Source organism: Streptomyces sp. NPDC048420 (genome assembly GCF_040651535.1).
Classification (GTDB): Bacteria; Actinomycetota; Actinomycetes; order Streptomycetales; family Streptomycetaceae; genus Streptomyces.
This window is the reverse complement of sequence record NZ_JBEZKG010000002.1, coordinates 473,859-487,123: the sequence shown is the minus strand read 5'-3', so window position 1 is coordinate 487,123 and position 13,265 is coordinate 473,859. Positions and strand designations below refer to the sequence as shown.

Genomic DNA, 13,265 nt, shown 5'->3' with positions numbered 1-13,265 from the left:
GGGACGATGAAGCAGGACGACGCTCTGGAGCTGGCCCGTGCGCGGTACGGGCTGTTCGCGGTGCTGGCCAGCAACCTGGCGATCGCCGGGGTGGCGGTCGTCGGGGTCTGGCGCCTCGACGGCGACAAGGCGGTGATCGTCGGGGTCCTCACCGCCGCCTTCACCGCGGTCAGCAGCATGACCACCGCCTATCTGGGCATCAAGGCCGTCTCCAACACCGCGAGGTCCATCGCCCTCGACGCGAGCCGGAGGGACGCCCCGGCCGAAATGCCGGCGCCGCGGACCCCGTGATACCGCGGACCCCGTGATCCGGCCGCTCCACCGCCCGCGGCAAAACCGTTCGCCACGAATTTCCCGAGGATGAGATCCTGGATCGCGTATGTCTACGCATCCTGCCCCCGCCCCCGGTGCCCCCTCCTTCGGAGAACTCGCCGCCCGCCTGACCGAGCTGTCCCTGCGTGACGCGCACCGGCTCGGGCGCAGGCTCGAAGGCGCGCGCAAGATCCGCAAGCCGGAGGCGCGCTCCGCTGTGCTCGCCGAGATCGAGGCGGAGGTCGGCAAGGGCGAGGAGCGCATGGGTGCGCGCCGGACCCGCGTGCCCTCCGTGTCGTACCCCGAGCAGCTCCCGGTCAGCCAGAAGAAGGACGAGATCGCGGCCGCCATCCGCGATCACCAGGTCGTGATCGTCGCCGGTGAGACCGGGTCCGGCAAGACCACGCAGATCCCGAAGATCTGTCTGGAGCTCGGCCGGGGCGTGCGCGGCATGATCGGGCACACCCAGCCCCGCCGGATCGCCGCCCGCACCGTCGCCGAGCGGGTCGCCGAGGAGCTGGACACCCCGCTCGGCGAGGCCGTCGGCTGGAAGGTGCGGTTCACCGACCAGGTGAACCAGGACGGCACCTTCGTGAAGCTGATGACGGACGGCATCCTGCTCGCCGAGATCCAGACCGACCGCGAGCTGTACGCCTACGACACGATCATCATCGACGAGGCCCACGAGCGGTCCCTCAACATCGACTTCCTGCTCGGGTATCTGGCCCAGCTGCTGCCGAAGCGGCCCGACCTGAAGGTCGTCATCACCTCGGCGACCATCGACCCGGAGCGGTTCTCCCGGCACTTCGGGGACGCGCCGATCGTCGAGGTCAGCGGTCGTACGTACCCGGTGGAGGTCCGTTACCGGCCGCTCCTGGAAGAGGACTCGGACGACTCCGACCGCGACCAGATCACCGCGATCTGCGACGCCGTGGAGGAGCTCCAGGGCGAGGGCAAGGGCGACATCCTGGTCTTCCTCTCCGGCGAGCGGGAGATCCGCGACACCGCGGACGCCCTGGTGAAGAAGAACTACCGCTTCACCGAGGTGCTTCCGTTGTATGCCCGGCTCTCGCACGCCGAGCAGCACCGGGTGTTCCAGCAGCACACCGGACGCAGGATCGTTCTGGCGACGAACGTGGCCGAGACCTCCCTGACCGTCCCGGGCATCAAGTACGTCATCGACCCCGGCTTTGCCCGCATCTCCCGCTACAGCCACCGCACCAAGGTCCAGCGGCTGCCGATCGAGCCGGTCTCCCAGGCCAGCGCCAACCAGCGCAAGGGCCGCTGCGGCCGTACGTCGGACGGCATCTGCATCCGCCTCTACAGCGAAGAGGACTTCGAGGCCCGCCCGGAGTTCACGGACGCGGAGATCCTCCGGACCAACCTGGCGAGCGTCATCCTGCAGATGACCGCGGCCGGCCTCGGCGACATCGAGAAGTTCCCCTTCATCGACCCGCCGGACCACCGCAACATCCGCGACGGCGTCCAACTCCTCCAGGAACTGGGTGCGTTGGACCCGTCGGAGAAGGACGTACGCAAGCGGCTCACCCAGACCGGCCGCAAGCTCGCCCAGCTGCCGGTCGACCCGCGCCTCGCACGCATGGTCCTGGAGGCCGACAAGAACGGCTGTGTCCGCGAGGTCATGGTCATAGCCGCCGCGCTCTCCATCCAGGACCCGCGCGAGCGCCCGGCCGACAAGCAGACCCAGGCCGACCAGCAGCACGCCCGCTTCAAGGACGAGACCAGTGACTTCCTCGCCTATCTGAATCTCTGGCGTTACGTCCGCGAGCAGCAGAAGGAGCGGGGTTCCAGCTCCTTCCGGCGGATGTGCAAGCAGGAGTACCTGAACTTCCTGCGCATCCGCGAATGGCAGGACATCTACACCCAACTGCGCACGGTCGCCAAGCAGATGGGCATCCATCTGAACGAGGAGGACGCGCCCGACCAGTCCGTCCACGTCTCCCTCCTCGCCGGTCTGCTCTCGCACATCGGCATGAAGGACGTGAAGGACGGCAACAAGAACGAGTACCTGGGCGCCCGCAACGCCAAGTTCGCGATCTTCCCGGGCTCGGCCCTCTTCAAGAAGCAGCCGCGGTTCGTCATGTCGGCGGAGCTGGTGGAGACCTCGCGGCTCTGGGCCCGGGTCAACGCGAAGATCGAGCCCGAGTGGGTCGAGCCGCTCGCCGAGCACCTGCTGAAGCGCACGTACTCCGAACCGCACTGGGAGAAGGACCAGGCCGCGGTGATGGCGTACGAGAAGGTCACGCTGTACGGCGTGCCGATCGTCGCCCAGCGGAAGGTGAACTACGGCCGTATCGACCCGGAGTCGAGCCGCGAGCTTTTCATCCGCAACGCCCTCGTCGAGGGTGACTGGCGCACCCACCACAAGTTCTTCGCCGACAACCGCAGACTCCTCAGCGAGGTCGAGGAGTTGGAGCACCGGGCGCGGCGCCGGGACATCGTGGTCGACGACGACACCCTCTTCGACTTCTACGACCAGCGGGTGCCCGAACACGTCGTCTCCGGCGCCCACTTCGACTCGTGGTGGAAGCGGAAGCGGCACGAGCAGCCGGAGTTCCTGGACTTCGAGCGGGAGATGCTCATCCGGGAGTCGGCGGAGGCGGTCACCAAGGACGACTACCCGGACTCCTGGCGCCAGGGGCCGCTGAAGTTCCGGGTGACGTACCAGTTCGAGCCGGGTGCGGACGCGGACGGTGTGACGGTCCACATTCCGCTCCAGGTCCTGAACCAGGTGAAGGACGAGGGCTTCGACTGGCAGATCCCGGGCCTCAGGGAGGAGTTGGTGACGGAGCTGATCCGTTCCCTCCCCAAGCCGATCCGCCGCAACTACGTGCCGGCGCCGAACTTCGCGAAGCGGTTCCTCGATACGGCCGTGCCGTTGCAGGAGCCTTTGACGGTCACGATGGCCCGCGAGCTGAAGCGCATGGTCGGAGTCCCCTTCGAGGCCGACGACTTCGACCAGTCACGGATCCCGGAGCACCTTCGCATCACCTTCCGGATCGTCGACGAGCGGCGCCGGAAGCTGGCCGAGGACAAGGACCTGGAGGCGCTGCGGCTGAAGCTGAAGCCGAAGGCGCGCCAGGCCCTCTCCCAGGCGGCCGCCGCGACCGCGTCCCGTGAGGGCGGCGAGTCCCTGGAGCGCAAGGGCCTCACGGACTGGACGATCGGCTCCCTCACCCGGGTCTTCGAGACCCGTCGGGCCGGCCAGCCGGTGAAGGCCTACCCGGCCCTGGTGGACGACGGTGACACGGTCTCCGTCCGCCTCTTCGACACGGAGGCCGAGCAGGCCGAGGCGATGTGGAAGGGCACCCGGCGGCTGATCGTGCGCAACATCCCGGTGAGCCCGGCGAAGTTCGCGTCCGAGAAGCTGACGAATCCCCAGAAGCTGGCGCTCTCGGCCAACCCGCACGGCTCGATCCAGGCCCTGTTCGACGACTGTGCGACCGCGGCGGCGGACAAGCTGATAGGGGACTTCGGGGGGCCGGCGTGGGACGAGGAGTCGTACCGGAAGCTGTACGACAAGGTGCGCGCGGAGATCGTGGACACGACGGTCCGTACGGTCGGTCAGGTGCAGCAGGTGATCGCCGCCTGGCAGGCCTGTGAGCGGCGCCTGAAGTCCGTACGGAGCCCGGCGCTGCTGGCGAACCTGGCGGACGTACGGGCGCAGTTGGGCGCGCTGGTGAAGCCGGGCTTCGTGACGGCGACGGGGCTGCGCCGGCTGCCCGACCTGATGCGCTACCTGGTCGCGGCCGACCGGCGCCTGCAGCAGATGCCGACGAACGTCCAGCGGGACACGACACGTATGGAGAAGGTCCACGAGATGCAGGACGAGTACGCCTGGCTCCTGGAACAGCTCCCCCAGGGCCGGCCCGTGCCCCAGCAGGTCCTGGACGTCCGCTGGATGATCGAGGAACTCCGGGTCAGCTATTTCGCCCACGCCCTCGGCACGGCGTACCCCATCTCCGACAAGCGGATCGTGAAGGCGATCGACACACTGGCCCCGTGACGACTCCTTCACCCACAGTGAGTTCGACCAGGACCGGCCTGCTCCTGTACAGTCCTTCTCGCAGCGCAACGCAGCAATAAGCGCCGCAAAACCTGGTCCTGTGGAGCAGTTTGGAGTGCTCGCCACCCTGTCAAGGTGGAGGCCGCGGGTTCAAATCCCGTCAGGACCGCAGTAAGAGGCAAGGCCCGCATCCCGTCGAGGGAGCGGGCCTTCTTCATGCGCCCACACATCCAACGCCCTTCCACCCCGTCAAGGAGAAGGCCGCGCCCGCGGCGCAGCCGCAATCGGAGGCAAGGCCCGCATCCCGGCAACGGGGCGCGGGCCTCTTTGGATGCGCGCAGGTCCGAGCAGTCCCAGCCCGTCCGGCGTTTGAACTGGGGGGGCGGCAGCCCCCAGGACGGTCACGGCGGCGCCGGGTGAGGCGTGGCGGGTGTTCGGGCGAGTCACGGCGCCCCCGCGGAGCGCCACACCATCTTGACGGCGCCCCCAGACCCCGGTACCCAGAAACCAGGCCCCCGTTCCCAACGGAGCCCGGAGGTGGCGTATGGCGGCAACGGTCAGGCATGAGACGCGGGCCCTGCTCCGCGCGCACCTGGCGGCCGCGTCGTCGTATCGGCATCTGACCCGTCACTGCCCGATCTGCCACCGCCTGCTGCGGCTGGCGTTGGACTCCGCCCCCCGGGCCGCCACGGTCCCGGACGAGGCGGTGGAGGACGAGACCCCCTCCCCCGCGTGACTCCACTAGCGCACCGGACCCAACGGCAACAAGGACTCCGGCATGTGACGGGAGTCACCGCATGAGTTTCTGAAGCCGTGGAACTTACCCCTCTCCTACAACAGGTCAATTTAATATGTGCAATTGCACTCCAGGCCGCACGTGACCCAGGGCTCGTCCCACAGGAGATCCGACACCCCTCCCCAGACTCCGACAAGCCCGCTCACAGTGGCGCCGGAGCCCCCACAGCCCACCACAGTCCGTGCACAAAAAAGATCGCGCTGGACCCGGCGGAGTCCAGCGCGATCGACGACGAGCTTGAGAATGGGCCCTGTTGGGGCAGGACCCGCGTCGCTTGTAGCTAGGGTTCGGACGCCTCAACCAGTTGGGGGACCAGCCGATTTGCCCGGTTATTCAGTTGTTCAGGCCTCGCTGCGCTGCTGCGGGATACCCGCGAGCAGAGCGCGAACCTCGGCCTCGCGGTAACGGCGGTGCCCGCCGAGCGTGCGGATGGATGTGAGCTTGCCGGCCTTCGCCCACCGCGTGACCGTCTTCGGGTCCACGCGGAACATCGTGGCGACCTCAGCCGGGGTCAGCAGCGGCTCGGCATCAGGGGTGCGAGCGGTCATGAGCGGCCTCCTCGGGAGAACCGAACCTTCTCGGTTCTTTCCTCTAAATTCTGCACCTTGACCCGCGTTGCCCGAAATGGCGGATGCGGGTCGAGTCGGTTATAGGACGAACGGCTTGTCCTCGGCACTACAACTACACCATCTGTCCAGCCGCGTCGGCCAAACCGATGGAATTGCCCCCCAGGTGTTCATCGGCGACGGAAGCCGATGGACCATGCCATAGCGGACAGTCACGCCACTGTGACGATCAGTCACAGTGGCGATCAGGAGTCACCAGACCCCCCAAAGCGGAACCTCCCCCGGGCCCCTTGTCCTATTTTGGCACGAGGAGGGGGAAGAGATGCAAGAGCCGGATACGTGCGGTCCGTCACGCTTGCCCCTTGTTGATGGGACATCAGCGAAACCTCGTGACACCTTGAGCGAGGACGAAACCCCAAAACGGGCGTCACGTCAAACGTCAGTTCGCCGAACGCCGGTCCCTGACGCCCCGCCAGCGCTCCACGAGCCGCCCGTAGGCCTCCCCCGCCGCGGCCCCGTCGCCGTGCCTGAGCGCCTCGATGCCCTCGGCCACATCGGCCGCGGAATGGTCGTCCTCCAGCTCGCCCGGCGGCAGCACATGGACGAGACCGCCGTAGTCGAGCTCGACCAGCGAGCGCGGGTGGAACTCCTCCAGCCAGCGCCCGACGTCGATCAGGCCGTCGATGAGCGGCCCCTCGTCGACGGCGTCCTTGAGGGCCCTCAGGGCCCGCGCCACGCGTCTGCGGGCCTGCACCATGGGCGTGCGGTAGCGCAGCATCGGCGGGATCTCGCCCGAGCCCTTGTCGAAGCGCCGCTCCTCGTCGGAGACGAGCACGAACCAATTCAGCGGCACCTGCCAGGTCGCGGTGCGGATCCAGGGCCGGGCGTCCGGGTTGCGGGCGAGCCAGCGCTCGTAGTCCTGGGCGGTCTGGCGCCGTACGACCTCGGGCAGCACCGCGTCCAGGACCGGCGCCGGCAGCTCCTCCCCGAGCTCCTCCAGGGCCAGCCAGCCGCGCAGCCGGGTGCGCCACGGGCACACGCACACCACGCCGTCCATGTCGATCACGAACGCGTCGCTGCTCTCGTGCACCGGCACCGGGACCGGCGGGGTGGGCAGCAGGTCGGCCAGCGAGCGGCGCAGTTCGTCCTGGTACGACGGACGGTCCGGGCGGCGGGCGTAGCGCGCCCAGTGGCTGCGCTCGGGCTCGGGGAAGGCGGCCAGCGGTTCGTACACGCGCAGATAGGTCGCGTACGGGACGATCACCGAGGACACCTTGGGCACGCCTGCTCTCTCCCCCGCCGCCTGCCGGGAAAACCTGCGAAACCCGCACACAAACGTGCGGGAAAACTATGCAAATCGTCGCACGCCCGTAGGCCGGGAGAGGGTGATCCTGAGCACTGCACGGTCCTGGGCCGCCCCAGGCCCTAATCTCGTGCTCACAGGCCCCGCCACCCTTACGGGCGCCTGTGTCCGATCGCCGCACCTTACCCAGGAGTCACCACAGTGACCGACGTAACCGGCGCCGCTGCCGATGTGCTGCACACCCTGTTCCACTCGGACCAGGGCGGCCACGAGCAGGTCGTGCTCTGCCAGGACCGCAGGAGCGGCCTGAAGGCCGTCATCGCCCTCCATTCCACCGCGCTGGGCCCCGCACTCGGCGGGACGCGCTTCTACCCCTACGCGAGCGAGCAGGAGGCCGTCTCCGACGCGCTGAACCTCGGGCGCGGGATGTCGTACAAGAACGCCATGGCCGGGCTCGACCACGGCGGCGGCAAGGCCGTGATCATCGGCGACCCGGAGCGCGACAAGAGCGAGGAACTGCTCCTGGCGTACGGCCGTTTCGTGGCCTCGCTCGGCGGGCGCTACGTCACCGCGTGCGATGTCGGTACGTACGTCGCCGACATGGACGTCGTCGCACGTGAGTGCCGCTGGACGACCGGCCGCTCCCCCGAGAACGGCGGCGCCGGCGACTCCTCCGTCCTCACCGCGTTCGGCGTCTACCAGGGCATGCGGGCCAGCGCCGCGCACCTGTGGGGGGACCCCTCGCTGCGCGGTCGCCGGGTCGGTGTCGCGGGGGTCGGCAAGGTCGGGCACCACCTCGTGGAACACCTCATCGAGGAGGGCGCCGAGGTCCTCGTCACGGACGTGCGGCGGGAGGCCGTCGGGCGGATCGCCGAGCGGCACCCCTCCGTCGGGGTGGTCACCGACACCGAAGCGCTCGTGCGCAGCGCGGGCCTCGACATCTACGCCCCCTGCGCCCTCGGCGGCGCCCTGAACGACGACACCGTGCCCGCGCTCAGCGCCCGGATCGTCTGCGGCGCGGCCAACAACCAGCTCGAACACCCGGGCGTCGAGAAGGACCTCGCCGACCGCGGGATCCTCTACGCGCCGGACTACGTGGTGAACGCCGGCGGGGTCATCCAGGTCGCCGACGAGCTCCACGGGTTCGACTTCGAGCGGTGCAGGGCGAAGGCGGCGAAGATCTACGACACCACGCTGGCCATCTTCGCACGTGCGAAGGAAGACGGGATTCCGCCGGCCGCCGCGGCCGACCGGATCGCCGAGCAGCGGATGCATGAGGCGGTCGTGAGGCGGTCGTGAGGCGGTCGTGAAGCGGGCCCGCTGAGGTTTGACCGGTACCCGTCGGCGCACACTTAGAGAGAACTCTCACGTTCGTCGGCGGGTCGGCCGCGAAGAAGTGGTTAAAATCGCGGTTGACCAGCGGGGACGGGGCTCCCCGCGGGTTCTGGGTCCGGGCACGTCCTGCGGGCGACGTACCGTATGGGCGTGGGCTCAGGTACCGTGGAAGCCCTACGGACCGGTCTCTCCGAGGAGAGCCCGTTCCAGATCATGAACGCGTGTCAAGACTCTGGGGCCGCCGGGCCCCGTATCCGAGGGGGTCGAGCCATGGGGCGCGGCCGGGCAAAGGCCAAGCAGACGAAGGTCGCCCGCCAGCTGAAGTACAGCAGCGGCGGGACTGACCTGTCGCGTCTGGCCAATGAGCTGGGCGCTTCAACGACTTCGAGCCAGCCGCCGAATGGCGAGCCGTTCGAGGACGATGAGGACGAAGACGACCCGTACTCCCAGTACGCGGATCTCTACAACGACGACGATGAGGACGAGGACGATCAGTCCGGTCCCTCGTCGCAACACCGCCGCGGCGCTTGACGCTCTAGCTGTGCTCAACCCGGTCCGGATTGGTCCACACCACCGGACCGGGTTTTGCGCTGCCTGTCAGGCGCTGTAGTCGCCCACCAGCTCGGCGCCGCTCTCCTTGTCGCCGCGGTCGGTGATCTCACCCGCGACCCAGGCCTCGACCCCGCGGTCGGCCAGGGTGGCCAGGGCCACGTCCGCCGACTCCTCGGGGACGATGGCGATCATGCCGACGCCCATGTTGAGGGTCTTCTCCAGCTCCAGGCGCTCCACCTGACCCGTCTTGCCGACGAGGTCGAAGATCGGGTCCGGGGTCCAGGTGGTGCGGTCGACGATCGCGTGCAGGTCGTCGGGGATCACCCGGGCCAGGTTGGCGGCGAGGCCGCCCCCGGTGACGTGCGAGAAGGCGTGCACCTGCGCGGTGCGGATCAGAGCCAGGCAGTCCAGCGAGTAAATCTTGGTGGGCTCCAGTAGCTCCTCGCCGAGCGTGCGGCCCAGTTCCTCGATCCGGGTCTCCAGGGCGAGGCCCGCCTGGTCCAGGAGCACATGACGGACGAGCGAGTACCCGTTCGAGTGAAGACCCGAGGCCGCCATGGCGATGACGGCGTCACCCTTACGGATGCGATCCGCGCCGAGCAGCCGGTCGGCCTCCACGACGCCCGTACCGGCGCCGGCGACGTCGAAGTCGTCCGGCCCCAGCAGACCAGGGTGTTCGGCCGTCTCGCCGCCCACCAGGGCGCAGCCGGCGAGCACACAGCCCTCGGCGATGCCCTTGACGATCGCGGCGACCCGCTCGGGGTGGACCTTGCCGACGCAGATGTAGTCGGTCATGAACAGCGGCTCGGCGCCGCACACCACGATGTCGTCCATGACCATCGCGACCAGGTCGTGGCCGATGGTGTCGTAGACGCCCAGGCGGCGCGCGATGTCGACCTTGGTGCCGACGCCGTCCGTGGCGGAGGCGAGCAGGGGACGCTCGAAGCGCTTGAGGGCGGAGGCGTCGAAGAGACCGGCGAATCCGCCGAGGCCGCCGAGGACCTCGGGGCGCTGGGTCTTCTTCACCCACTCCTTCATCAGTTCTACGGCGCGGTCGCCCGCCTCGATGTCGACGCCCGCGGCTGCGTAGCTGGCACCGGTTGTCTCAGACATGGCTTGTGAGAACTTTCGTGTCGTACTGCAGGTAAGCAGGTGTTACGGGCTGACTACGGACGGCGGATCGCGTCGACCGCGGCCGTGACCGCCGTGCCGGCGGCCAGCTCGGTCTCCAGGAGCTGCTTGCCGAGCAGCTCGGGGTCCGGGAGCTCCATCGGGTACTCGCCGTCGAAGCAGGCGCGGCAGAGGTTCGGCTTGGCGATGGTGGTCGCCTCGATCATGCCGTCGATGGAGATGTAGGCGAGGGAGTCGGCGCCCAGGCTGGTGCCGATCTCGTCAATGGTCATGCCGTTGGCGATGAGCTCCGCGCGGGTGGCGAAGTCGATGCCGAAGAAGCAGGGCCACTTGACCGGCGGCGAGGAGATCCGGATGTGGACCTCGGCGGCGCCCGCCTCGCGGAGCATGCGGACCAGGGCGCGCTGGGTGTTGCCGCGCACGATCGAGTCGTCGACGACGACCAGCCGCTTGCCCTTGATGACTTCCTTGAGCGGGTTCAGCTTCAGACGGATGCCGAGCTGGCGGATCGTCTGGGAGGGCTGGATGAACGTACGGCCGACGTAGGCGTTCTTCACGAGACCCGCGCCGAACGGGATGCCGGATGCCTCGGCGTAGCCGATGGCCGCCGGGGTGCCCGACTCCGGAGTAGCTATGACCAGGTCGGCCTCTACGGGGGCTTCCTTGGCGAGCTTGCGGCCCATCTCCACGCGGGAGAGGTACACGTTCCGGCCGGCGATGTCGGTGTCGGGGCGCGCCAGATAGACGTACTCGAAGACACAGCCCTTCGGCTTCGCTTCCGCGAATCGGGAGGTGCGCAGGCCGTTCTCGTCGATGGCGACGAACTCGCCCGGCTCGATCTCGCGGACGTAGGAGGCGCCGCAGATGTCGAGGGCGGCGGACTCGGAGGCGACCACCCAGCCGCGCTCCAGGCGGCCCAGGACCAGCGGGCGGATGCCCTGCGGGTCGCGGGCGGCGTAGAGGGTGTGCTCGTCCATGAAGACGAGCGAGAACGCGCCGCGCACCTTCGGGAGGACGGAGTGGGCCGCCTCCTCGATGGTCAGGGGCTTGCCGTCCTCGTCGACCTGGGCCGCGAGAAGCGCGGTGAGCAGGTCGGTGTCGTTGGTGGCGGCCACGCGCGGGCTGCGGCCCTCCTGCTTGGGCAGGTCGGCGACCATCTCGGCTAGCTGCGCCGTGTTGACCAGGTTGCCGTTGTGACCGAGCGCGATGGAACCGTGCGCGGTGGCACGGAACGTCGGCTGGGCGTTCTCCCACACGGAGGCGCCGGTGGTCGAGTAGCGGGCGTGACCGACCGCGATGTGACCGGTGAGCGAGCCGAGGGAGGTCTCGTCGAAGACCTGGGAAACGAGGCCCATGTCCTTGAAGACGAGGATCTGGGAGCCGTTGCTGACCGCGATTCCCGCGGATTCCTGGCCCCGATGCTGGAGGGCGTAGAGCCCGAAGTACGTGAGCTTGGCGACCTCTTCGCCCGGAGCCCAGACACCGAAGACGCCACAAGCGTCCTGGGGGCCCTTCTCACCGGGGAGCAGGTCGTGGTTGAGTCGTCCGTCACCACGTGGCACGGCTCCGAGTGTAGGCGAGATCGACCACTGGTCCGAATTCGCGGAGAGTGGGCTTTCTTACTCCGCGCGGGCCGTAACGCTCTCGCCGGAGGTCCCGGTGAGGGTCAGGGAATCGTGTTTCTGCTGGTAGGAGACCTTGCCGGAGAGGATTTCGGCGAGTCGGCGCTCGGTCTTCATCACCGGGGCGGAACACGTCATGCGTGTGGTCGACAGGCGCCCGAACTCGATGGTGCGGTCCTTGACGGTGGCCTTGCCGTTGAAGGTGTTGCAGCCGAGGCTGCCGGTGACGGTGTTGTTCCTGGTGAGGGTGAGGTAGGCGTTCTCGCCGAGGGACCAGCGGGTGCCCTTCAGGGCGGGGGGCTTCTGCTCGCGGAGGGTGATGCGGTCGCCCTCGGGGCTGGTCAGGGTGAGGGTCCTGGCGCCCGAAGGCCCGTCCAGTTCGGCCTTGAGGTCGTTGTCGAAGACGGCGACGAACTTCTCCTCGAACTCCCCCACGGCCCCCTGGCAGCCGATCAGTGTCCTGGTGAGGTCGGAGACCTTCACGGTGTCGCCCTTGACGGCCACGTCGGCGCCGATGCTGTTGCAGCCCACGGAACCGCCGGACTCACCACCGCCGACGTCCGGGTCGGCGGTGCCTGGCTTGAAGGTGATGTGGGCCGCCTTCAGAGCACCCTTCTCGGGCAGGGCGTAGTCCTTGCCGTCGACGGTGACCTTCCGTGGCACCCAGGAGGTGTCCGCGATGGTGGAGACGTCCTCGGTCCTGGTGCCCACCGACTCCGTGCCGCAGGCGGCCAGGACGGTGGTCCCGGCCAGGGCCGCGGCGGCGTACTTGGCGTATGTCGTCCGCTTCATGACTCTTGGACGCACGAGCCCCGCGATGGGTTCAGCCCATCAGCGGCAGCAGTCCGCCCAGGTCGGCCCGCTCCCCGCTCGCGCCGACCTTCGCCTCGTCCAGCGCGTCCTTCCAGGCCAGACGCCCGGTGGCGAGCCGCATCCAGGTCAGCGGGTCGGTCTCGACGACGTTCGGCGGGGTGCCGCGGGTGTGCTTCGGCCCCTCGACGCACTGCACGACGGCGTACGGCGGGATCCGCACCTCGGTCGAACCGCCGGGCGCTTTGGTGGCGAGGGCGTCGGCGAGGAGCCGGGTGCAGGCGGCGAGGGCCTGGCGGTCGTACGGGATGTCGAGGCCGGGGACGGCCGCGTTGAGGTCGTCGGTGTGGACGACGAGCTCGACGGTCCGGGTGACGAGGTAGTCGGCCAGCGGCAGCGCGCCCACGTTGGTCGCGAGGAGCCGGGTGCCGGGGTGCGTGTCCAGCAGGTCGGTCAGGGTCCGGTCGACGTCGGTGAGGTAGGCGTCGAGGTCGGGGTGGCGTTCGGCGAGGCCGCGGGTGAAGTCGGCGATGGCCACCGAGTTGGCGGCGGTGGCGAAGGGCCAGTCGAGAAGGGTGGCGTCCTGTCGCGCGGGCGCGGGCAGGTCGAGGGCCCGGTGGACGGCTGTGACCGCCATCCCGATGTGCGCGATCAGCTCCCGTACGGTCCATTCGCCCAGCCGCGTCGGGAGCGCCAGCTGCTCGGGGGCCAGGGTGCGTACGGCCTCCCGTACGTTCCCGAGCTGGGCCTGGACGGCCTTGCGGATCTTGACGGGGTCGTAGGTGCGGGCACGCTTCTTGGCCGTGGACAT

At 68.9% G+C, this 13,265-nt stretch carries 11 protein-coding genes and 1 tRNA gene; 6 read left to right on the top strand and 6 right to left on the bottom strand.

Going from position 1 to position 13,265, the window contains the following annotated elements:
- The first annotated feature begins 6 nt into the window (after positions 1–6).
- The 4 genes from AB0D34_RS04960 (at position 7) to AB0D34_RS04945 (ending at position 5,075) form a co-directional block, all read left to right on the top strand.
- Positions 7–291, top strand: coding sequence for a hypothetical protein (locus AB0D34_RS04960; protein WP_362656489.1), 285 nt, complete (start codon positions 7–9; stop codon positions 289–291).
- An 88-nt stretch (positions 292–379) separates the two neighbouring features.
- The gene (hrpA, locus tag AB0D34_RS04955; RefSeq protein WP_362656486.1) at positions 380–4,339 is read left to right on the top strand and encodes an ATP-dependent RNA helicase HrpA; all 3,960 of its coding nucleotides are present in this window, start codon (positions 380–382) and stop codon (positions 4,337–4,339) included.
- Between the two features lie 94 nt (positions 4,340–4,433).
- Positions 4,434–4,508, top strand: a tRNA-Asp gene (locus AB0D34_RS04950).
- 375 nt (positions 4,509–4,883) lie between these two features.
- Positions 4,884–5,075: a DUF6274 family protein gene (locus AB0D34_RS04945; protein WP_362656483.1), complete on the top strand. Its 192-nt coding sequence runs from the start codon at positions 4,884–4,886 to the stop codon at positions 5,073–5,075.
- Between the two features lie 401 nt (positions 5,076–5,476).
- Here AB0D34_RS04945 and bldC read toward each other — a convergent pair whose 3' ends face one another.
- Entirely contained in the window at positions 5,477–5,683 is a 207-nt protein-coding gene (gene bldC / locus AB0D34_RS04940) for a developmental transcriptional regulator BldC (RefSeq protein WP_003949541.1), read from the bottom strand.
- A gap of 457 nt (positions 5,684–6,140) precedes the next feature.
- Positions 6,141–6,983 carry a hypothetical protein gene (locus AB0D34_RS04935; protein WP_362656481.1) on the bottom strand — a complete coding sequence of 281 codons (843 nt, stop codon included), beginning with the start codon at positions 6,981–6,983 and terminating at the stop codon, positions 6,141–6,143.
- Positions 6,984–7,205: 222 nt separating this feature from the next.
- Here AB0D34_RS04935 and AB0D34_RS04930 point away from each other — a divergent pair, with 222 nt between their 5' ends.
- Positions 7,206–8,303, top strand: a complete 1,098-nt coding sequence (locus AB0D34_RS04930; protein WP_362656478.1) for a Glu/Leu/Phe/Val dehydrogenase dimerization domain-containing protein — start codon at positions 7,206–7,208, stop codon at positions 8,301–8,303.
- 306 nt (positions 8,304–8,609) lie between these two features.
- Positions 8,610–8,870 carry a DUF3073 domain-containing protein gene (locus tag AB0D34_RS04925; protein WP_328748565.1) on the top strand — a complete coding sequence of 87 codons (261 nt, stop codon included), beginning with the start codon at positions 8,610–8,612 and terminating at the stop codon, positions 8,868–8,870.
- A 66-nt stretch (positions 8,871–8,936) separates the two neighbouring features.
- Here AB0D34_RS04925 and purM read toward each other — a convergent pair whose 3' ends face one another.
- The 4 genes from purM to AB0D34_RS04905 are packed head-to-tail and all read right to left on the bottom strand — an operon-like array spanning position 8,937 to position 13,265.
- Entirely contained in the window at positions 8,937–10,004 is a 1,068-nt protein-coding gene (gene purM / locus AB0D34_RS04920) for a phosphoribosylformylglycinamidine cyclo-ligase (protein WP_362656475.1), read from the bottom strand.
- 53 nt (positions 10,005–10,057) lie between these two features.
- Positions 10,058–11,584, bottom strand: coding sequence for an amidophosphoribosyltransferase (gene purF / locus AB0D34_RS04915; protein ID WP_362656472.1), 1,527 nt, complete (start codon positions 11,582–11,584; stop codon positions 10,058–10,060).
- Positions 11,585–11,641: 57 nt separating this feature from the next.
- Positions 11,642–12,436, bottom strand: a complete 795-nt coding sequence (locus AB0D34_RS04910; protein WP_362656469.1) for an META domain-containing protein — start codon at positions 12,434–12,436, stop codon at positions 11,642–11,644.
- 31 nt (positions 12,437–12,467) lie between these two features.
- The gene (locus AB0D34_RS04905; protein ID WP_362656466.1) at positions 12,468–13,265 is read right to left on the bottom strand and encodes a sterol carrier family protein; all 798 of its coding nucleotides are present in this window, start codon (positions 13,263–13,265) and stop codon (positions 12,468–12,470) included.